Raw genomic sequence first — 20524 nt, forward strand, 5'->3', positions numbered from 1 at the left:
TGCCTGCTCCAAATTCTCCGGTACAGTTTGACATTGGCGGTCCTATGTTGTGTTTGGCCTCAGATACCAATGACAACGCGCCTTCGGGCGGGACCGCCGACTCAGCCGTATGAAATATTCAGGCTAGGCAGTGGGCGCTGATCGGGATGGCAGCGCTTGGTTGCGTCGCTTGTTTTGATTCTTGCGAAGGACCGCTCCGCAATGCGAAAACCGGCATTCATCGGCTGATCAACGGCATGTGACGCGTCACCGCATTGCCTGGATGCTCACTGCCGTGTTTCGGCCTTTCGCTTTGGCTGTGTACATTGCCTCATCCACTATTCGAAAAGCGGCTGCCAGCGACTCTGGTGGATGGTCAAACGTAGATGCACCTATGCTTGCCGTGATTTCAAAGTTCAATTGGCGCATGCGGCTTTGAATCCTTGAAACCAATTGTCCACACACGACTTCGCATTCGTTTCTTCTTGTATTGGGCAAGAGCACAGAGAACTCGTCACCACCAAGTCTTGCGGAAGTATCAGAGTCTCTGATTGAACCCTGAAGGATTTCGCCGATGACCACGAGTGCTCTGTCTCCCTCTGCATGACCTCGGGAATCGTTCAATTGCTTGAATTTGTCCAAGTCGATCAGCACTAAAGAAAATGTGCCTCCATAGCGGTTTTGCCGCTCAATCTCAGCTTCAACTGTTAACTCAAAACCTCGCCGATTCTGTAATTTTGTCAGCGAGTCGGTTTGCGATAACGCCTCCAATTCCCGGTGATTGTGTCGCACGGCATTGGCAAGAGTTCCTACCAGAAGGGCTGAAATGAAGCCAACCGTGATGTCGGTAATGGATGAAGCAAGCGCAATGGCGTCGCTCACAACATTAATTGTCTGAAATGAGACGGACAGAAGGATCGCTGCAACCAGCGGCTTGCGCCCATCGCAATGGAGACCCACAAGTGCTATTGGCAATACATAGAGCGCACCCAGTCGGATTCCTGTCCCGGTCTCCATATCAAGAAGAAATATCACCAGCATCATGGCGACACTTGCTCCAAAAGCCTTGCGCCCGCTTATGGAACCTGGGTTGAAAAAGTTTAAGACACGACGGCGCATGGACGGTATCTTAGAAGAAGTGTCCAACCAGACGGATCACCGTTTCAGTCGGCAGCGGTAGCTGGCACCCGTTCCCCCACGCCCAGATCGGATCAGGCGACGCAAGGCGAGGGTGGGGTGGATGTTGGGTCAGCTGCCTATACTCCCGTCATGCAGTTGCAAGACATTCTCTATTCCCAGGGCTTCGGCACGCGGCGCGTCTGTGCCGGCCTGATCCAGCAGGGTCTGGTACAGGTCTATGCGTCGAATGACGCGACAAAACCGGTTGCCTGCACCGAGGCCCAGGCGGAGTTTCCCGCAGACGGATTGCACTTCCGGGTTCAAGGCATCGACTGGCCGTACCATGAGAAGGCCTATCTGATGCTGCACAAGCCGGTCGCCACCGAGTGTTCGCAGAAGCCCTCGACCTACCCCAGTATTTACACCTTGCTGCCGTCGCCGCTGCGCCTGCGGCCGCAAAAAGGCGCGGTGCAGGGGGTGCAGGCGGTCGGTCGGCTGGATCAGGACACCAGCGGACTGCTGCTGCTGACCGACGACGGCAAGTTCATCCACCGCATGAGTTCGCCGCGGCACCATGTGCCCAAGGTCTACGAGGTCACGCTGAAGCACCCGCTGGACGATAAACAGCTGAACAAGCTGCTGGCCGGTGTGGTGCTGGACGACGATCCGAAGCCGGTGCGGGCCGCCGCTGCGGAGGCGGTGGCCAGCCATCATCTGCGCCTGACCCTGACCGAAGGCAAATACCATCAGGTCAAGCGGATGGTGGCCGCCGTCAGCAACCGGGTGGAAGCCTTGCATCGCTCGCAGATCGGCGGTCTGCGCCTGCCCGAGGATCTGGCACCGGGCCAGTGGCGCTGGTTGAATCAGGCTGATCTGGCCAGCATTGCCGCTTGATGCCCGACAGCAGGCTGCGGTTATGCTTGTTCCATGAACCTGTTTCTCGATTCCTTCTGGCGTGCCGCGGCCTACTGCATCCGCCCGCGGGTCATCGCCCTGTCTTTTTTTCCGCTGCTGTTGATGGTGGCGCTGGCCTTGGGCTTGGGCTATTACTACTGGGACAGTGCGCTCGATTTCGTGCGCGGGGCACTGGAAGCCTCGATGGTCGTCAACTCGATCTGGGCCTGGTTGCAGAGCGTTGGCGCCGGCAGCCTGAAGCTGGTGCTGGCGCCCTTGATCGTGATTTTTGCGGTCACGCCGGTGATTGTGGTGCTGTCGCTGCTGACGGTGGCCTTGCTGATGACCCCGGCATTGACGCTGTTGGTGGCCGAGCGCCGTTTTCCTCAGCTTGAGCGCAAGCGCGGTGGCTCCCTGGTGTTCAGCCTGCTGTGGTCCTTGGGCTCGACGCTGCTGGCCTTGATTGCGCTGATTGTTTCAATTCCACTGTGGTTGGTGCCGCCCCTGATTCTGGTGCTGCCGCCGCTGATCTGGGGTTGGCTTACCTACCGGGTGATGGCCTTTGACGCCTTGGCGGAACACGCCAGTGCCCAGGAGCGCAAGGAGATTTTCCGCAGACACCGGGGCTGGCTGCTGGGCATCGGTGTCCTGTCTGGTTTTTTGGGCGCGGCGCCCAGCCTGATCTGGGCCTCCGGCGCTTTGTTGGCGGCGGCGTTCGTGATTCTGGTGCCGCTGGCGATCTGGATCTATACGCTGGTGTTCGCCTTTTCTTCCCTCTGGTTTGCGCACTACTGCCTGGCGGCATTGCAGGCTTTGCGCGCCGAGAGCCATTTGGCCGCGGCCGCTGCGGCAATCCCCACGCCGGTCTTGACGGATGGGGAGACGCTAAGATTGCCGGATGACAAATCCCGCGACTTCAACAACTCTCTCTAGCAGTGCACCGAATTTCGGTCTGCTTATCATCGGCGACGAAATCCTCTCGGGCAAGCGAGCCGACAAGCACCTGCCCAAGGTGATCGAATTGCTCAAGGCGCGCGGCCTGCAACTCGACTATGCCGAGTACGTGGGCGATTCACCGCAGCGCATCACCGCCGCCTTGAAGCGTGCTTTTGCTTCCGGCGACGTGGTGTTTTCCACCGGCGGCATTGGCGCCACGCCGGACGATCACACGCGGCAATGCGCGGCGCGTGCCCTGGGTGTGGAGTTGGCCCTGCACCCTGAAGCGGAAGCACTGATCCGCTTGCGCATGCAGAATTTGGCCAGGGAACAAGGCATCGTTTACGAGCCGAATCGCTCCGACAACATCCACCGGCTGAACATGGGCGTGTTTCCGGTGGGGGCGCAGATCATTCCCAACCCGTTCAACGGAATTCCCGGCTTCAGTTGCGGCTCGCTTCATTTCGTGCCCGGCTTTCCGGTGATGGCCTGGCCGATGATCGAATGGGTGCTTGACACGGTCTATCCGCACATGCACCAAAGCGCCGCCTGGATCGAGAAATCGGTCATCGTCTTCGGCGCCATGGAGGCGACGCTGACGCCGCTGATGGAAGAAATTGAGCGCCGTTACGACGGTGTCAAGGTGTTCAGCCTGCCCAGTGTCGATCACCCGGAGTACGGCCGGCATATCGAGCTGGGGGTGAAAGGCGAGCCGGGGCTGGTAAGCCAGGCTTATCCGGCACTGCTGGCCGGCTTGAAAGTCTTTGATGCCAAGCTTGGCCCTGAATTGGTGCAAAAATAAACGAACCAATTTGGTGCAATATCGGCTAGATAGCCTCGTATTGGTGCGGCTATTTTTTGGTATTTCAAGGGTTCGGCTGCCCTTGTCGATGGCCCAGCCGCCCTGGCCGGAGGGAAGCCGATGCGAAGTTCTTTTGCAGGCGCTGAAGACGGGTTGAAACTCAGGGCAAAATACGGGGTCAGGCAGTTTTGCGTCAACACCGGAATTGGCACAAAAACTGCATTCGCAGAGATGTAATTTTTTCAACAACGATTCAACCAGGAGTATTTGATGGCCAAGACCGTCGCAGACGTCATGAAGATGGTGAAAGAAAACGAAGTCAAGTTCGTTGACTTCCGTTTCACCGATACCCGTGGCAAGGAACAGCACGTGACCGTGCCCGTTTCTCATTTTGACGAAGACAAATTCAGCTCGGGCCATGCGTTTGACGGCTCGTCCATTGCCGGCTGGAAGGGCATCGAGGCCTCCGACATGCAGTTGATGCCCGATCCCAACACCGCCAATATCGATCCGTTCTTTGAAGAAACAACGCTGTTCCTGAGCTGCGACGTGGTCGAGCCCAACGACGGCAAGGCCTATGACCGCGACCCGCGTTCCATCGCCAAACGGGCTGAAGCCTACCTCAAGGCCTCCGGCATGGGCGACACCGCCTTCTTTGGCCCGGAACCCGAATTTTTCATCTTTGACGACGTGCGCTGGAACACCGACATGTCCGGCACCTTCTTCAAGATCGAGGAATACGAAGCGCCCTGGAATTCGGGCAAGAAGATCGAAGGCGGCAACCGCGGCCACCGGCCTACCGTGAAAGGTGGTTACTTCCCGGTGCCGCCGGTCGACAGCACGCAAGACATGCGCGCTGAAATGTCGCTGATTCTGGAATCCCTGGGCGTGCCGGTTGAGGTGTTCCACCACGAAGTGGCGGGTGCCGGTCAAAACGAACTGGGCACCAAGTTCAGCACGCTGGTGCAGCGCGCCGACTGGACGCAAGTCCTCAAGTACGTGGTGCAGAACGTGGCCAATGCCTATGGCAAGACCGCCACCTTCATGCCCAAGCCGATCGTCGGCGACAACGGCTCCGGCATGCACGTGCACCAGTCGATCTGGAAGGACGGCAAGAACCTGTTTGCCGGCGACGGCTATGCCGGTTTGTCGGATTTTGCCTTGTACTACATCGGCGGCATCATCAAGCACGCCCGTGCCCTGAACGCCATTACCAACCCCGGCACCAACAGCTACAAGCGTTTGGTGCCCGGCTTCGAAGCCCCGGTGAAACTGGCTTATTCGGCCAAGAACCGCTCCGCCTCGATCCGTATTCCGTATGTGGCTAATCCCAAGGGCCGACGTGTCGAAGCGCGCTTCCCCGATCCGCTGATGAACCCCTATCTGGGCTTTGCCGCGCTGCTGATGGCCGGTCTGGATGGCGTGGAAAACAAGATTCACCCCGGCGAGGCGGCCTCCAAGGACTTGTACCATCTGCCGCCCGAGGAAAACGCCAAGATCCCGACGGTCTGCCACAGCCTCGATCAAGCTCTGGAGTGCCTGGAAGCCGATCGCGGTTTCCTGACCAAGGGTGGCGTCTTCACCGACAGCATGCTCGACGCTTATGTCGAACTGAAGATGGGCGAAGTGACGCGCCTGCGCATGGCCACCCACCCGATCGAGTTCGAGATGTACTATTCGCTGTAATTCGTTACGGTTCATGGCAAAAAAGGACGGCCTGGCCGTCCTTTTTAATTTGACGCATACTGACGGGGTGAATTCAATGGAAGTTCCCGTATGAAAAAAGGCTTGGTCGTGCTGCTGCTGGCTGGCGTATGCACGGCAAACAGTTATTCCCAGGAGCGTATTTACCGTTGCGGCAACGAGTACACCAACACGGTGCCCAGTCCGCAGGCCAAGGGCTGCAAGCTGCTCGAAGGCGGTAACGTGACCATCGTCCAGGGCACCCGGGCGGCGGCCGCGACGCCGGTGCGAACGGCGGCGGCCTCGGCGCAGCGGGTGGATGCGGGCGAGCAGAAAGCGCGCGACTCCGACATGCTGCAGATTTTGGAATCCGAGTTGAAGAAGGCGCAGGAACGCCAGGTCGAGTTGCTGCGCGAGTACAACAACGGCGCCCCGGAAAAGCGCAATACCGAGTTGCAGAACCCGCAAAAATACCTGGAGCGGGTGGCCGAACTGAAGGCCAGTCTGGCGCGCAACGAAAGCGATATTGCCGGCATTCGCCGCGAGCTCGGCCGGGCCTCTTCAGTCTCTGCGGCAAAATAAGCGGCTTGAAGCAGCCTTCCAACTCCCTTAGCTCGCCTGCTGCCGTTTCGCCGGCCATGCGCTTCCAGTCCTTCGATCTGCTGGCCACACTGGTGGCGGTGGTGCACAGCAATGGGGCCGTGTCGTTTGCCAATGCGGCACTGGAAGATGCGCTGGGCATTTCGCGGCGCGCCATTGTGGGCTCTTTCCTGCCGGACAGTTTTACCGAACCCGAGGCGCTGAAAAATGCGCTGCTGGGTGTCGGTGGCAATCAATTTGCCGCCCTGCGGTACGACGCCTGGCTGAATCGTTTGAACCACGATCCGCTACCGGTCCACGTGATCGTGACGCAGACCGAAAAAGCCGACGAGATCATTGTCGAGTTGTTGCCGCTGGAGTTGCAGGCGCGCCAAGACAGGGAGGAACGCCTGTCGGAACAGGCGCAGGCCAACAAAGAGCTGATTCGCAATCTGGCGCACGAGATCAAGAACCCGCTGGGCGGCATTCGCGGCGCCGCCCAACTGTTGGAGATGGAGATCGAATCGCGCGAACTGACCGAGTACACGCAGGTCATCATTCACGAGGCGGATCGACTGCAATCCCTGGTTGACCGCTTGCTGGCGCCGCACCGGCGCCCCCATTTGGTGGGTGATGTCAACATCCATGAGGTGTGCGAACGGGTGCGTTCCCTGATACTGGCCGAATTCCCCAAGGGCTTGAGCGTGGTGCGCGATTACGACACCTCCATTCCGGAGTTTCGCGGCGACCGCGAGCAACTCATCCAGACCGTGCTGAATATCGCGCACAACGCCTGCCAGGCCTTGGCCGAACAGATCGCGCAGGGTGCGGCGCGGCTGATCTTTCGCACCCGCATTGCACGCCAGATCACATTTGGCAAACAACGCTATCGGTTGGCATTGGAATTGCATGTCATCGACAACGGGCCGGGCGTACCGGATTCGATCAAGGACCGCATCTTTTACCCGCTGGTGTCGGGGCGCGAAGGCGGTTCCGGCCTGGGGCTGACTTTGGCACAGACTTTTGTGCAGCAGCACCATGGCTTGATCGAGTGCGACAGCGTGCCAGGCCGAACGGATTTCAAGATACTGATTCCGTTGCCTTGAGGGTGTATTTGAATCAAGCAGGGGAATTTTTATGAGTACGTCTTGGCGAGCGCGGCGCGGCCGGGCGGTACTTGTAGGTAGCCCGACTAACCAGGAAAACATATGAAGCCGATTTGGATCGTAGATGATGACCAGTCCATCCGCTTCGTGCTCGAGAAGGCGCTGCTGCGTGAGAGCCTGCCGACCCGCAGCTTCACCAGTCCGCGCGACGTGCTCAATGCGCTTGACACGGTGAACGACGAGAACGGCCCGCAGGTGCTGGTCAGCGATATCCGGATGCCGGGCGGCTCGGGTCTGGACTTGCTGAACAAGGTGAAGGAAAGATTTCCGGCCCTGCCGGTGATTATCATGACCGCCTCTTCCGACCTGGACAGCGCGGTGTCGGCCTTTCAAGGGGGCGCCTTCGAGTACTTGCCGAAGCCCTTTGACCTGCCGAAAGCGGTCGAGCTGATCCGGCGCGCCGTGGAGGAAAGCCAGCGCGAAGAGGTGGGCGAGGAGCAGATGGCGCAGACGCCCGAGATGCTGGGCCAGGCACCGGCCATGCAGGACGTGTTCCGCGCCATCGGCCGCTTGAGTCAGAGCAATGTCACGGTCATGATCACCGGCGAGTCCGGTTCCGGCAAGGAACTGGTGGCACGTGCCCTGCACAAGCATTCACCGCGGGCCAACGGACCGTTCGTGGCCATCAACACGGCGGCGATCCCGAAGGACCTGCTTGAATCCGAGTTGTTCGGTCACGAACGCGGTGCCTTCACCGGCGCCCAGACCATGCGCCGTGGCCGCTTCGAGCAGGCCGATGGCGGCACCCTGTTTCTCGACGAGATCGGCGATATGCCGTTCGACCTGCAAACCCGGCTGCTGCGCGTGCTCAGCGACGGCCATTTCTACCGTGTCGGCGGCCACAGTGCGGTCAAGACCAACGTGCGTGTGATTGCCGCCACGCACCAGAACCTGGAGCAGCGCGTCAAGGAAGGTGCGTTCCGCGAGGACTTGTTTCACCGCCTCAACGTCATCCGGCTGCGTCTACCGGCCTTGCGCGAGCGCCGGGAAGACGTGCCGATGCTGACGCGCCACTTCCTGCAGCAAAGCGCACAGCAACTGGGCGTTGAGCCGAAGCGGATTTCCGATGCGGCCCTGGTCTGGCTGGGCAACTTCAGTTTCCCCGGCAATGTGCGACAGCTGGAAAACATCTGTCACTGGTTGACCGTGATGACACCGGCGCAGGTGATAGAGCCGAAAGACTTGCCGCCCGAAGTGGGTGTGACAGCTGGCGTGGCGGGGCCGGCCGATGCGCTTTCCGGTTCGGTTTCACTGGCGCCTCAGACCCGGGACAACCTGCCGCTGGCAGCAGCGCCTGTGGCAGCCCCGGTCGGTACGGCCCAGGCCGCGCCCTTGGTTCACATCGGCGGCGACGGTTGGGAACTGGGCCTGGAGGCGGACGCCATCGCCTTGCTGGCCAGTGGTCGTACCGACGTGTGGGACGAGTTGATACGTCGCTTTGAATCCACCCTGATTCGCACCGCCCTGGCCAGCACCCGCGGCCGGCGCATCGAGGCGGCGCAGAAGCTGGGCATTGGCCGCAACACCATCACGCGCAAAATTCAGGAGTTGGGTTTAGAGTAACGGAGTCAGTGCCCGCCTGACTCCGTGGTTGTCATCCCGGCCCCGGATCTGGTCCGGGGTTTCAACATCCAGGATCCATGGATTGCGGATCAAGTCCGCAATGACAACAAGGGTGGCAATCACAGTGATTCAAGCTCCAGCACCACCGGTGCGTGGTCGCTGGGGCGTTCGTTCTTGCGCGGCGTCTTGTCTATCGCGCAGCCGGTTACCAAGGGCTTGAGGGCGTCGCTGACCAGGATGTGGTCGATGCGCAGGCCATGGTTTCGGCGAAAACCAAAATCCCGGTAGTCCCACCAGGAGTAGCTTTTTGCCGCCTGCGGGAGCAGGCGGAAAGCGTCGTGCAGACCCAGCGCAATCAGGGCGCGTAACTGGTAGCGCTCTTCCTCGGTGCAGTGAATGGTGTCTTTCAGCCCGATCGGGTCCCACACGTCGGCGTCGTCGAAGGTGATGTTGAAGTCACCCATCAGCACCAGTTTGGGGTGCTTGACCAGTTCCGTGCGGACCCAGTCGCGCAAGCCCTTGAGCCAGCTCATCTTGTATTCGAATTTGTCGCTGCCGGGTTCCTGGCCATTCGGAAAGTAGCCGCCGATGACGCGCACGCCGGCAACTTCGGCACTGATCACGCGTGCCATCTCGTCGGCAAAGCCGGGGATGTTTTTGACGACGTTGACGGCCGGCGTACGCGACAACAGCGCCACCCCGTTGTAGGTCTTCTGGCCGAAGCATTGAGCGCTGTAGCCGGCTTGCTGGAACGCTTGCGCCGGGAACTTGTCGTCGGTCATCTTGAGTTCCTGTAGCGCCAGCACATCGACCGGATTGGCTGTCAGCCAGTCCAGCACCTGAGGTAGCCGCACCGTCAGGGAGTTCACGTTCCAGGTGGCAAGTTTCATGGCCGCAAAACCTCAGGTAAAAAAAGTTCCCCGCAACGGGTTTCAATCGTTGAGCAATTTTTCCAACCGGGTGCGCCCGGCCGGACTGGTCATCAAAACCAGTGTCGCACCGGCCTTGATCAAGTGATCGTCGGCTGGATTGAAGACCCAGCGACCCTGCTCGTGGGTCGCCAGCAAAATATAGTCTCTTGACTTCGGAATCAGCTCACCCAATGGGGCTTCCTGGAAGCCGGCCGGCACCACCACTTCCTCAACCCGCAGTTCGTCATCGCTGCGCAGCATCTGGTCCATGAAATTAACGACGTGCGGGCGCACCATGGCGGAGGCTATGCGCATGCCTCCGGTAAAGTCGGGCGAGACGATTTCATCGGCGCCGGCGCGCCACGCCTTGTCGGCGTTGCGAATGTCGTGCAGGCGTGCCACCACCCGGGCTTTTGAGTTGAGCAACTTGACCGACAGCGACACCATCAGGTTGTGGCTGTCGTCTCCGGTCACCGCAAAGACCCCGGCCGCCGCCATGACGCCGGCGCGGCGCAGCGATTCATCGTCGGCGGCATCGGCATGCAGATGCGGTGTGTTGGGGTGCAGCTCCAGCCAGTGGTTCAGTGCCTCACGGTCGTTTTCGATGACCACCAGCGGGCGCTGGGTCTTGATCAGTTCACTGGCCACGTTGCTGCCGACGCGCCCGATACCGCACACGATGTAGTGGCCGGTGAGCTTGGCAATTGATTTTTCCATGCGTTTTTTCCTCAGAGCGGTGTTCAGGTCGGATTCGAGCAACAGCGCCACCAAGCTGGAAAACAGGTAGCTCATGGTACCGATGCCGATCACGGCGATGAAAACGGTAAACAAGCGACCCATCGGGTGATTGCTCAAATCCACGGTCTCGCCGAAGCCGATGGTGGCCACGGTGATGAAGGTCATGTAAAAGCTGTCAATCCAGGTGGCCGTGGGGCGCCCGATGTACATATAGCCCAGCGTGCCGACAAGGTGAACCAGCAGCAGCAACGCAGCGCCGTACAGCAGTCCGGAAAAATGCACGCCCCGCAATAGCTTGTTCAAATTGCTCCCCGCCTTGACCTTGATGATTCAACCCGGCATCAGACCCGCCAGTCAGGCGCCAGCGGGTTAGATATGCAGCGCCGCCAGGGCGCCGACGATGATGCCGACTCCGCCGGCGCCGAACATGGCGTATTCCAGCCATTTCTTGCGGGTCAACAAGGCAATCGCCGCCAGTGCGATGCAGACCTGCAGCACGGTGGTGGACTGGGCCCAGCGGTGGTGCTGGTGCATTTGCTCATCGCTCTGCTTGTCCCACTGGCTGGCCTCGGCTTCGAGTTTGTCGGCCACCACCTTGATCTCGTTCTTTTCCTTCTCATAGCGCTCCACCTTGGCCTGGTAAGTCGCCTTCTTGTCCTCCGGCGCCAGATCCCGCGCCAGTTCGGCCAGCGATTGTTTGGTGCTCTTGGACTGGAAGTAATTCCACTGGTTGGAGGCTTCCGTTTTCTTGATGGCGGCGTTGTTCTTGTACAGGCCGGCATTGGCCTGGGTGGCGCCGCCCATGTAGCCAAAGATGGCACCTATGGTGGCGATGATGGCGGTGAACATGGCAATCTGGTTGATCATGCCGCCGTGTTCGCCATGCTCGCCCTCGTGGCCACCTTGCTGGGCGTGCTCCAGCTCGTGGTCGTGCGGGCCGTGTACGTGAAAACCATGTCCGGACATTTCAAACTCCTGTATTTCTGCAATAAGTGACAAAACTGAAACTCAAACCGGTCACCGAGAGGTGTCGCTCGCGTGCTACTTCGGTCCACTCCGGCCCGAATTGTGGCGCATAGGCGTCGCCTTCAAACGGAGCATCGATTTCGGTGATCACCGCCGAACTGGCCAGCGGCAGCGCCTGCGCGTAAAGCTGGGCACCGCCGATCACCCAGACGTCGCTGTCCTCGGGGCACAGGGCGCAGGCCTCCGGCAGCGAATGGGCACACAGCGCGCCCTGTGCTTGCCAGTCGCTCTGGCGCGTCACCACCACGTTGAGGCGTCCCGGCAGAGGGCGAAACTTGGGCGGCAGCGAGTCCCAGGTCTTGCGCCCCATGATCACCGGGCAGCCCAGCGTGGTTCGTTTGAAGTGGGCCATGTCTTCCGGCAGATGCCAGGGCAGGGTGTTGTGCTGGCCGATCACGCCGTTGGCGGCGCGGGCAAAGATCAGGTGCAGTTTCATGGGGTTTTGAGGAGGGTGCGCGGCGGCATCAGCACCGCGGCAATGGCTGCCGCGACGAATAGCAGCGCCGCAAAGTCCTGCCAGTGCGGCCATTCGCCGACGATCACGGTGGCCGCCAGGGTGCCCACCATGGGCACCGCCATGACGCTCATGGCGCTGGTGGCGGGCGGCAGATTGCGTGCCAGGCCCGACCAGATGATCTGGGCAAAGCCGTAGTTGATGAAGGCACCGTAAACCAGGCTGACCCAGATGGCGCCGGAAAATTGCCAGGCCGGCCACGGTTCGCTGATCCAGGCGATAAGCCACAGACAGACGCTGGCCAGCACCATCATCCAGACCGTCAGCGTCTCTATCGGCAGCGTCAGGTGGGCACGGCGCAGCATCAGGGTGCCGACGGCCCACAGCACGGCGGCAATTTCCATCCAGACGATACCCAGCGGATGGCCCGACAAGGCGTTGAACTCGACCGAGCTGAGCAGCGTGATGGCGACGGCCACCGAGGCGGCGGCAAAGGCCACGCGACGGGTCAGTTTTTCACCCAGGAACAGGACGCCGATCAAGACCGTCCAGATCGGCATCGTGAAGCCCAGAATCGCGGCACGGCCGGAGGCCAGCTCCTTCACACCCAGTATCGACACCGCGTGCCAGCCCAGCATATTGGGCAGGCCCAGCGTGACCACGGAGCGCCATTCGGCCGCTCGCGGCCACATGCGCAGACCGCGTGCGCGGTAGAAGACGCAGAGCCAGAGGGCACCGAAACTCATGGTGAGTGCGCGAAAGTAGAGGGGTGTGATCTCGCGCAGCGAAAGCTTCATCATCGGCCAGTTGATGCCCCACATCAGGGTCAGCGCCAGCAGCGCCAGAATCTGGCGGCGTTGGATCACACCGCCACCGGTGCTTTGATGGCCTGATGGCACTGGTAGCCCAGGAACTCGAAGTCATCAAAATCGTAGTCGAACAGCGAGATGGGCCGGCGCTTGATGTGGAGTGTCGGATAGGCATAAGGCGCGCGGCTGAGTTGCAGCGCCACCTGCTCCTGGTGGTTGCTGTAGATGTGGCAGTCGCCGCCGGTCCAGATGAAGTCGCCCACATCCAGGTCGCACTGCTGCGCCAGCATGTGGGTGAGCAGCGCGTAGCTGGCAATGTTGAATGGCACGCCCAGGAAAATATCGGCGCTGCGCTGGTACAACTGGCAACTCAGTCTGGCTTTTTCGCCCGCGGCAACAGAGGGCGCGACATAGAACTGAAAGAAGGCGTGGCACGGCAGCAAGGCCATCTTGTCGAGCTCGGCCACATTCCAGGCGCTGACGATGATGCGGCGCGAGTCGGGATTGGTTTTCAGCGTCTTGACGACTTCCGCGATCTGATCGATGTGGCCGCCGTCGGGTGTCGGCCAACTGCGCCACTGCACCCCGTAGACCGGGCCCAGATCGCCGTCCGGGCGCGCCCATTCGTCCCAGATCGAGACGCCGCGTTCCTTTAGCCAATTGTTGTTGGAGGAGCCGGTGAGGAACCACAGCAGTTCCTGGATGATGGAGCGCAGGTGCACCTTTTTGGTGGTGACCAGCGGAAAGCCCTCGTTCAAATCAAAGCGCATCTGGTAGCCGAACACGCTCTTGGTGCCGGTGCCGGTGCGGTCGGCCTTGAACACGCCGTGGCTCTCCACATGGCGCATGAAGTCTTCGTATTGGGAGCGGATCGGGTACGGGGGCATGTTTTGACCTCAATAGCTTCCAAAAAGTGTGTCGAGCGCGTCCTGTATCGTCAACTGGTGCGACGTCAGGTTGCCTGCCACCCGCCGCAGTACCGCGGTGGGTGCAGCGCCAAGCGCCGGCGTGTCCATGACCACGCGTTGCCCGGCGACCTCAAACTCCGGATTCAGGTTTTCGACCGGAGTCGGCAGCAAACCCGATTTCCACAGCGGCACCACAATGCGGGTCTGGATGCCTTGGACATGGTCGCTTTGCACATCCAGGTAAAAAGGAATCAGCTTGCGCTCGGCGCTGTCGGGGTTGGTGTAGACGTCGAAACGAGCCATCTCAGACTTCCTCGCGCCCATCACCCAGGCTGTTGCCAAAACTGCGGTACTTGGCCAGTGGCAGACCGTGTTTTGCAATGCGGGCGTTGTAGGCGTCAATGGCGCCCTTGTTGCGTTCGTTCCACTGCTCCCAGTAGCGCCGCGCCACTTCCCTGGCCAGCAGTCCGTCAACGGTCTGCGAGACGTTCATTCCCATTTCACGCGCCATCTCCAGCACCCGGGAGTTGAGCGAGAGGTTGGTGGCCTTCTTGGGTGCTTTGTCGAACTGGAGCATGCGGCTCTCCTTGGCATTTTGTGTTGAAATTATATGCGCATGATCCATGCGCAGCAGGGTCAGCCAACCCGACTGATTAGCAACGCTCGCCCCCGGATACGCGCAAGGACGTGACGTCTCATGTCATGGCCGCTCCCACCGCTTGGCGAACCGCAATGCCTGTCGGATCAAAATTTTCCAGACAGAACACATTGACGCCAAAGTGGTCGGGCGCGATGCGCTTGCGATGAAACGGGTAGATGCCACAAACCTTGCAAAAGAAGTGGTGCGCGGTCCTGGTGTGGAACTGGTACTCGGTGAGTGAATCTTCTCCGGCCAGCAGCCTGAACTTGCTCTCGTGCACCTTGACCATCAGTGCATTCTTGCGCCTGCAGATCGAACAGTCGCACTGGGTCAGCTCGGGGAAGTCCGTTTCGATCTCGAATTGAACGGCACCGCAGTGGCAACTGCCGTGGAATTTCTGCATGGGTCGATTGCTCATGGGTTTGTCAGTCATGCTGTGTTTCTTGTCGCTAGCCATTCTCCGCGAAGAAGGCCGTATAGGCTTGAGTCCGACACCTCTCCTTCGACGATCCAGCGTTGCCGAAGGTGGCCCTCCTTGACAAAACCGAGGCGTTCCAGGCATCTTGCCGAGGCCGCGTTTCGTGGATCGACGTCGGCTTCGACGCGGTTGAGTTCGAGCTCGCCGAAGCCAAACTCCAAGAGCGCACTGAGCGCTTCGTGCATATAGCCCTTGCCCCAGAACGAGCTGGACATCCCGTAGCCGATTTCGGCGCGCTTGCACTGAGGTACAAAATTGAACAGGGAGCAGGTGCCAATGAGTTCGGCGGTGCCCGCCATTTCAATGCCCAGCCGGAGATGCTCTCCGGCTGGCAGGGCAGTTCGGTCCTTGGCGATGATCTCAAGCGCTCTGTCCATCGATGCCCAGGGCGCAGAGCTCCAATAGCGCATCACCTTGGGGTCGGAAAACACGGCGAACAAGGCTGGCGCGTCAGGCGCTGCCAAGGGGCGAAGCAGTAGACGCTCCGTTCTCAAGGTGATCTGATCGAAGGGTTTCATGGGGCTACCCGGTACCCATTTGGGAGGCATCGGTAGCCTAATTGTTTTGTGAAAGAGCAGGCCATCATCGGTGTTGGTTTTTGGGGCGATGGCGGATCGTACCGACTTCAGTCGGCCGCTGCCGGCAGGAGCTGCAAATCGCCGACACGCGAGCGCAAGATCACCCAGGCCTGCACGCCGAAGCCGGCCAGTGCCAACACCAAGCAGGCCGCTTCGCCCCAGCGGGCTCCCACCACACCGCCCAGCGCGGCACCGAGCGGCCGGGCTCCGGTATTGACGGTCAGAAACAGCGCCGACACCCGGCCCAGCATGGCGCCGGGCGTCACGGTCTGGCGCAGCGTGGTCGAGGTGATAGTCCAGATGATGGGGCCGACGCCGAACAGAAAAAACGACACGGCCGCCAGGATGCCGCTGGGTACCAGCAGGGTCGCCACCATGGTCGCCGCCGCCAGCACCGAGACCACCGGCCCCAGCTGGATGGCCCGGCCAAAAGGCAGGGCCGCCAGCAGTCGCCGCGCCAGCAGCGAGCCGACGATCATGCCGACGCCATAGCCGGCCAGCGTGACACCCAAGGTCCCGGCACTCAGGCCCAGCACCCGCACCGCGTAGGGCACATAGGCCGCCTGCAGCACGAACCAGGAAATGTTCCAGGCCACGGCGGTCAGAAGGATAGGGCGCAGCAGCGCATGTTGCCAGACCAGGCGCGCACCATCCTGGATTTCCAGCAGCGGATGGCGCGCCGGCGTCGACGCACGCCGCGGCTCCCGGATCCCCAGCAACAGCAGCACGGCCGAGCCCGACAGCATGGCAGCCAGCACGAAGGCGGCCGAGGCGCCGGCCCACGACACCAGGGCACCGGCCAGTGCCGGTCCGGCGGCAAAGGCGGCGCTGCGGGCCAGTTCCAGCCGGCCGTTGGCCAGCGTCAGCGCGTCACGTGTTACCAGCGCCGGCACCAGGGCCGGCGCGGCGACGCTGAAGCCCACGGTACCGACCGCGCCGACAAAACCCAGCAGCGCCAGCAGTTCGATCGAAAGCCGGGAATACAGCAGTGCCGCCAGCAGGGCCAGCAAGGCCACAGCCCGCAGCAGCTCGGCCCCTACCATCAGTCGCTGGCGCGAGGTCCGGTCCGCCAGCAGGCCCAGTGGAATCGACAGCAGCAAAAAGGGCAAGGTCTGCGCCGTGGCCAGCAGTCCGATCTCGCCCGGCCCGGCGCCCAGCGCCAGCACCGCCACCATGGGCACGGCGGCCAGGCTGAGCTGCTCGGCCGATTGCGCCGCGAGGTTGGCGCCGGCCAGGCGATTGAAAGCACGGGAAAGTGGGGCTGTCATGCAATTCCTATGAGATGGGAGCCGCTATTCTGGGCCCTGGCGCGGGCTTCCACCGGTCATTTCCGGACCTGTGAACGTTGCGTTGAATGGGTTACAGCAATCCGCTTGCTATACCCGCACCACCCGCCCCGGGTTCATCAGGTTGTGCGGGTCCAGCGCGCGTTTGATGGCGCGCATCATGGCCAGCGCCACCGGCGACTTGTATTTTTCCAGGTGCTCCACTTTCAGGCTGCCGACACCGTGTTCGGCCGAGATCGAGCCCTTGAACTGGGTCACCGAATCGAACACCAGGGTGTTGACCTGTTCTTCGTGGTCGCGCAAAAAGAGCGCCGCGTCCATGCCCTCTGGCGCTTGCACGTTGTAGTGCAGATTGCCGTCGCCCAGATGGCCGAAGTTGACCAGGCGCACGCCGGGAATGGCTTGCTGCAACAAGGCGTCGGTGTCGCGCACGAAAGCGGCAATACTCGATACCGGCAGCGAGATGTCGTGCTTGATGTTCAGGCCTTCCAGCGGCTGCGCCAGCGGAATGCTTTCCCGGATATGCCACAACTGATTGGCTTGCGACAGGTTTTCGGCCAGCACGGCGTCGCTGACGCAGCCTTGCTCCAAGGCGCTTTCCAGCAGGTGTTCAAAGCGGCTTCTGGCGTGCGCTTCGGATTCGTGATCCGAGTTCTCCAGCAGCACGCAAAACGACGCCTCCAGATGCAGAGGTACGCGCAACTGCGGGAAATGCTTGGCGACCAGACTGAGCGCGAACTGGCCCATGACCTCGAAGCCGGTGAGTTCGGCGCCCAGTTGGCGCTGCGCCAGTCCCAGCAATTCAACCGCGTGTTCCAGCGAGGGCACGGCGGCCCAGGCCGTCAGGCGTACCGCCGGCCGCGGGTAGAGTTTCAGGGTGGCGGCGGTGATGATGCCCAACGTGCCCTCGGAGCCGATGAAGAGATCGCGCAAGTCGTAGCCGGTGTTGTCCTTGCGCAAGCCCGACAGACCGTGCCAGACCTCGCCCTGCGCGCTGACCACCTCCAGCCCCAGGCACAGGTCGCGCGTATTGCCGTAGCGCAGTACCTGGGTGCCGCCAGCGTTGCAGCCCAGGTTGCCGCCGATGGTGCATGTGCCTTCGGCGGCCAGGCTGAGCGGAAACAGCAGACCGGCTTCCTCCGCGCGTTGCTGCACGTTCTGCAGAATGCAGCCGGCCTCCACCGTCATGGTCAGGTTGTCGGCGTCCAGGTTACGCAGCGCGTTCAGGCGTTGCAGGCTGAGCACGATCTGGCGCCCTGATTCATCGGGCGTGCTGCCCACCACCAGGCCGGTGTTGCCGCCTTGCGGCACGATGCTCAGGCCACAGTCCGGGTGGGCTGCGCAAAATTCGGCGCAACTTTTCACGACGCGCGCCACTTCGTCGGTGGATGCCGGCCGCAGCACGGCCAGCGCCTTGCCGCTGGCGCGTTTGCGCCAATCCTGTTGCCAGGCGCTCAGGTCGCCGTCGGTCAGGACGTGGTTGCTGCCTACGATCTGGCGCAAGGTGGTTAACAGGGTTTGCATGGCGTCAATTCTTTCGGTGTGAGGCTTTCAGGCGCAGACGAACGTGCAGCACACAGGCCACAAACAGCGTCAGGCACAGTGCTGCTTCCAGCAGCGCGAGGTGGGAACTGGGTGGCCGGTCGCTGGCGGCACGTACCACCGCCTCGGTGAAATAGAGCCACACCAGCAGGCTGACCCAGCGGTAGGTGTACATGCGGTTTTTCAGCAGTCCGGCCAGCGGGAGGCACAGCGGCAGCACCTTGAGCGCCAGCCAGGAGCCACCCGGGCGCAGCGGCGCCAGATAAAGCTCCCAGGCCAGGCCCAGCAGGATCAGCGCCAGCAAACTGCCCACCGCCAGCAGGCGTGTGGTGCTGACCCATGGGAGCGTGTCATTTTGTTCTGTGTTCATTGCAGTGGCATCATAGCGGCCATGAACTTGCCACCTACCGAAGCCCCAACCCTGCCGCAGCGGCTTCAAGTCCTGCTGAAAAGTCTGTCGCACTTTCCCTGGCAGAGCACCGCGTTGACCCTGCGCGAGCGCTTCCGGGAAGACCACCTGGGCCTGACCGCCAGCAGTTTGACTTTCACCACGACGATGGCCCTGGTGCCCTTCTTCACCGTGGCGCTGGCCATCTTCACGGCCTTCCCGATGTTTGCCAAATTTCAGGTCGTGCTGCAGAAGTGGCTGATGGAGAGCCTGATTCCGGACAACATCGCGCGCCAGGTGCTGGGCTACCTGACGCAGTTTGCCGGCCAGGCCAGCAAGCTGGGTGTGGCCGGCGTGGCCTTGCTGTTCATCACCGCGCTGGCCCTGATTCTGACCATAGACCACACCCTCAACGGCATCTGGCGTGTGCGCACGCCGCGGCCGCTGGGGCAGCGCGTGCTGGTGTACTGGGCCGCCATCACGCTGGGGCCGCTGTTGCTGGGCATCAGCCTGAGCCTCACCTCGTATGCCATCTCGGCCTCCCGGGGCGTGGTGGCCGTGATGCCGGGCGGCGTGCAATTGCTGCTGGACGTGCTGCAGTTTTTCCTGATGGCCTGGGGCGTGGCCGCCATGTACCACTTTGTGCCCAACACCCAGGTCAAGTGGGGCCACGCCTGGGCCGGCGGCCTGTTTGTATCGGCCGGTTTCGAGCTGGCGAAGAAATTGCTGACCCTGTACCTGAGCAAGGTACCGACCTATTCCATGGTCTATGGCGCATTTGCCACCGTGCCGATCCTGCTGATCTGGATCTACACGGCCTGGGTCATCGTGCTGCTGGGTGCCGTCATTGCGGCTTACCTGCCCAGTTTGCTGACCGGGCTGGAACGCCGCTCGCGCACCCACGGCTTGCTGTTTCAACTGGCACTGGAGAGCTTGCAGCAATTGCAACGGGTGCGCAGCAGCGCGGATCGGGGCTTGACCATGGCACAACTCTCCGGGCTGCTGCGGATCGACGCGCTGCAATTGGAGCCGGTGCTGGAAACCCTGGCCGAGCTGGACTGGATTGGCCTGTTGCAGGAAGAGCTGGAGGACAACGCGGCGCGCTTTGTGCTGCTGGCCGATCCGGCCAGCACGCCGCTGGCGCCGCTGCTCAACGCCTTGTTGTTGCGGCAGGAAGAGAGCACCCGCAATTTCTGGCAAAACGGCCGCTGGTCCACGCTGACGCTGCGCGACGCGCTGTGAAACCAGCCGCCCTCGCTGCCCAGCGTTATTTGGCGGCCGTCTCGGCCAGGTAGCGCGCCTTGTTTTCGGCGTTGGGCGGGTACAGGCCCGGCAGCGCCGCACCTTGTTCGACCTGGCGCATGATCCAGCTCTCCAGCCGCTCCTGTTCCGGCGCCAGCAGCAGTATCTCGTCCAGCAGGGCGGCCGGGATCAGGACCGCGCCGTCATCGTCCACCACCACCACGTCGCCCGGAAAGACCGCCACGCCGCCACAGGCGATCGGCTGTTGCCAGGCGACAAAGGTCAGACCGGCCACCGAGGGCGGTGCCGCCGCGCCGCTGCACCAGACCGGCAGGCCGCTGCCCAGCACGCCAGCGACATCGCGCACCACGCCATCGGTCACCAGCGCCGCGACGCCGCGCTTGACCATGCGGGTGCACAGGATGTCGCCAAAAACGCCGGCATCGGTGACTCCCATGGCGTCGACCACGGCGATGCAGCCCTCCGGCATGGCCTCGATCGCGGCCCTGGTCGAGATCGGCGAGGACCAGGACTCGGGCGTCGCCAGGTCTTCGCGCGCCGGCACGAAGCGCAGCGTGAAAGCGCGCGCTACCAGGCGCGGCTGGCCGCTGCGCAGCGGGCGGGTGCCACGCAGCCAGACATTGCGCAGTCCTTTTTTTAGCAGCAAGGTGGTCAGGGTGGCGGTGGTGACTTGCGAAAGAACAGCGACGACCTGGGCGTCGAGTTGCATGTTGATGGCTTGGCTCATGGGGTTCTCCGTTGATCGATAGAGCGGGCTGCGGCCGGCCGTGGCGCTGAGATGG

At 61.8% G+C, this 20524-nt stretch carries 23 protein-coding genes; 8 read left to right on the forward strand and 15 right to left on the reverse strand.

The window, feature by feature from the left end:
• Window positions 1-246: 246 nt before the first annotated feature.
• Window positions 247-1098 carry a GGDEF domain-containing protein gene (locus PHS32_RS21290; RefSeq protein WP_301081363.1) on the reverse strand — a complete coding sequence of 284 codons (852 nt, stop codon included), beginning with the start codon at window positions 1096-1098 and terminating at the stop codon, window positions 247-249.
• Between the two features lie 150 nt (window positions 1099-1248).
• On the opposite strand from PHS32_RS21290, the gene PHS32_RS21295 reads away from it, so the two are divergent.
• The 7 genes from PHS32_RS21295 (at window position 1249) to ntrC (ending at window position 8721) form a co-directional block, all read left to right on the forward strand.
• On the forward strand, window positions 1249-1992 hold the full coding sequence (locus PHS32_RS21295; RefSeq protein ID WP_301081365.1) for a 16S rRNA pseudouridine(516) synthase: 744 nt from the start codon (window positions 1249-1251) through the stop codon (window positions 1990-1992).
• A 33-nt stretch (window positions 1993-2025) separates the two neighbouring features.
• On the forward strand, window positions 2026-2925 hold the full coding sequence (locus tag PHS32_RS21300; protein ID WP_301081367.1) for an EI24 domain-containing protein: 900 nt from the start codon (window positions 2026-2028) through the stop codon (window positions 2923-2925).
• Complete coding sequence (locus tag PHS32_RS21305) at window positions 2891-3730, forward strand: molybdopterin-binding protein (RefSeq protein WP_301081369.1); 840 nt, start codon at window positions 2891-2893, stop codon at window positions 3728-3730. The genes PHS32_RS21300 and PHS32_RS21305 overlap by 35 nt, the downstream gene beginning before the upstream one ends.
• Window positions 3731-4000: 270 nt before the next feature.
• A complete protein-coding gene (glnA, locus tag PHS32_RS21310) occupies window positions 4001-5416 on the forward strand; it encodes a type I glutamate--ammonia ligase (RefSeq protein ID WP_301081371.1) in 1416 nt (471 codons plus the stop codon).
• A 90-nt stretch (window positions 5417-5506) separates the two neighbouring features.
• Window positions 5507-5995, forward strand: coding sequence for a hypothetical protein (locus tag PHS32_RS21315; protein WP_301081373.1), 489 nt, complete (start codon window positions 5507-5509; stop codon window positions 5993-5995).
• Between the two features lie 56 nt (window positions 5996-6051).
• On the forward strand, window positions 6052-7098 hold the full coding sequence (glnL, locus tag PHS32_RS21320; RefSeq protein WP_301081418.1) for a nitrogen regulation protein NR(II): 1047 nt from the start codon (window positions 6052-6054) through the stop codon (window positions 7096-7098).
• Between the two features lie 102 nt (window positions 7099-7200).
• The gene (gene ntrC, locus PHS32_RS21325; RefSeq protein ID WP_301081375.1) at window positions 7201-8721 is read left to right on the forward strand and encodes a nitrogen regulation protein NR(I); all 1521 of its coding nucleotides are present in this window, start codon (window positions 7201-7203) and stop codon (window positions 8719-8721) included.
• A gap of 119 nt (window positions 8722-8840) precedes the next feature.
• On the opposite strand, the gene xth is transcribed toward ntrC, so the two are convergent.
• The 13 genes from xth to PHS32_RS21390 all read right to left on the reverse strand — a co-directional run bounded on the left by xth (window position 8841) and on the right by PHS32_RS21390 (window position 18461).
• Complete coding sequence (gene xth, locus PHS32_RS21330; protein ID WP_301081378.1) at window positions 8841-9611, reverse strand: exodeoxyribonuclease III; 771 nt, start codon at window positions 9609-9611, stop codon at window positions 8841-8843.
• A 42-nt stretch (window positions 9612-9653) separates the two neighbouring features.
• Window positions 9654-10673 carry a potassium channel family protein gene (locus PHS32_RS21335; RefSeq protein WP_301081380.1) on the reverse strand — a complete coding sequence of 340 codons (1020 nt, stop codon included), beginning with the start codon at window positions 10671-10673 and terminating at the stop codon, window positions 9654-9656.
• Window positions 10674-10739: 66 nt separating this feature from the next.
• The gene (locus PHS32_RS21340) at window positions 10740-11336 is read right to left on the reverse strand and encodes a DUF4337 domain-containing protein (RefSeq protein WP_301081383.1); all 597 of its coding nucleotides are present in this window, start codon (window positions 11334-11336) and stop codon (window positions 10740-10742) included.
• A gap of 1 nt (window position 11337) precedes the next feature.
• On the reverse strand, window positions 11338-11832 hold the full coding sequence (locus tag PHS32_RS21345; RefSeq protein WP_301081387.1) for a dihydrofolate reductase: 495 nt from the start codon (window positions 11830-11832) through the stop codon (window positions 11338-11340).
• Window positions 11829-12716, reverse strand: coding sequence for a DMT family transporter (locus PHS32_RS21350; protein WP_301081388.1), 888 nt, complete (start codon window positions 12714-12716; stop codon window positions 11829-11831). Before PHS32_RS21350 ends, PHS32_RS21345 begins: the two co-directional genes overlap by 4 nt.
• Window positions 12713-13546, reverse strand: a complete 834-nt coding sequence (locus PHS32_RS21355; protein WP_301081390.1) for a thymidylate synthase — start codon at window positions 13544-13546, stop codon at window positions 12713-12715. Before PHS32_RS21355 ends, PHS32_RS21350 begins: the two co-directional genes overlap by 4 nt.
• A gap of 9 nt (window positions 13547-13555) precedes the next feature.
• On the reverse strand, window positions 13556-13870 hold the full coding sequence (locus PHS32_RS21360; RefSeq protein WP_301081392.1) for a CcdB family protein: 315 nt from the start codon (window positions 13868-13870) through the stop codon (window positions 13556-13558).
• Window position 13871: 1 nt separating this feature from the next.
• The gene (locus PHS32_RS21365; protein ID WP_301081394.1) at window positions 13872-14144 is read right to left on the reverse strand and encodes a type II toxin-antitoxin system CcdA family antitoxin; all 273 of its coding nucleotides are present in this window, start codon (window positions 14142-14144) and stop codon (window positions 13872-13874) included.
• Window positions 14145-14262: 118 nt separating this feature from the next.
• A complete protein-coding gene (locus PHS32_RS21370; RefSeq protein ID WP_301081396.1) occupies window positions 14263-14640 on the reverse strand; it encodes a GFA family protein in 378 nt (125 codons plus the stop codon).
• Complete coding sequence (locus PHS32_RS21375; protein ID WP_301081397.1) at window positions 14637-15203, reverse strand: GNAT family protein; 567 nt, start codon at window positions 15201-15203, stop codon at window positions 14637-14639. The genes PHS32_RS21370 and PHS32_RS21375 overlap by 4 nt, the downstream gene beginning before the upstream one ends.
• Before the next feature lie 107 nt (window positions 15204-15310).
• Window positions 15311-16531, reverse strand: a complete 1221-nt coding sequence (locus PHS32_RS21380; RefSeq protein ID WP_301081399.1) for an MFS transporter — start codon at window positions 16529-16531, stop codon at window positions 15311-15313.
• 108 nt (window positions 16532-16639) lie between these two features.
• Entirely contained in the window at window positions 16640-18073 is a 1434-nt protein-coding gene (locus PHS32_RS21385; protein WP_301081400.1) for an FAD-binding oxidoreductase, read from the reverse strand.
• A gap of 4 nt (window positions 18074-18077) precedes the next feature.
• Window positions 18078-18461 (reverse strand): DUF2069 domain-containing protein, encoded by a 384-nt coding sequence (locus PHS32_RS21390; RefSeq protein WP_301081402.1) that lies wholly within the window; start codon window positions 18459-18461, stop codon window positions 18078-18080.
• Window positions 18462-18482: 21 nt separating this feature from the next.
• On the opposite strand from PHS32_RS21390, the gene PHS32_RS21395 reads away from it, so the two are divergent.
• Window positions 18483-19721: a YhjD/YihY/BrkB family envelope integrity protein gene (locus tag PHS32_RS21395; protein WP_301081404.1), complete on the forward strand. Its 1239-nt coding sequence runs from the start codon at window positions 18483-18485 to the stop codon at window positions 19719-19721.
• A gap of 25 nt (window positions 19722-19746) precedes the next feature.
• Here the strand turns inward: PHS32_RS21395 and PHS32_RS21400 are convergent, their stop codons facing one another.
• Window positions 19747-20469 (reverse strand): ribonuclease activity regulator RraA, encoded by a 723-nt coding sequence (locus PHS32_RS21400; RefSeq protein ID WP_301081406.1) that lies wholly within the window; start codon window positions 20467-20469, stop codon window positions 19747-19749.
• Window positions 20470-20524 lie beyond the last annotated feature (55 nt).

This window comes from Rhodoferax sp. (genome assembly GCF_028714215.1).
Lineage (GTDB): Bacteria > Pseudomonadota > Gammaproteobacteria > Burkholderiales > Burkholderiaceae_C > Rhodoferax.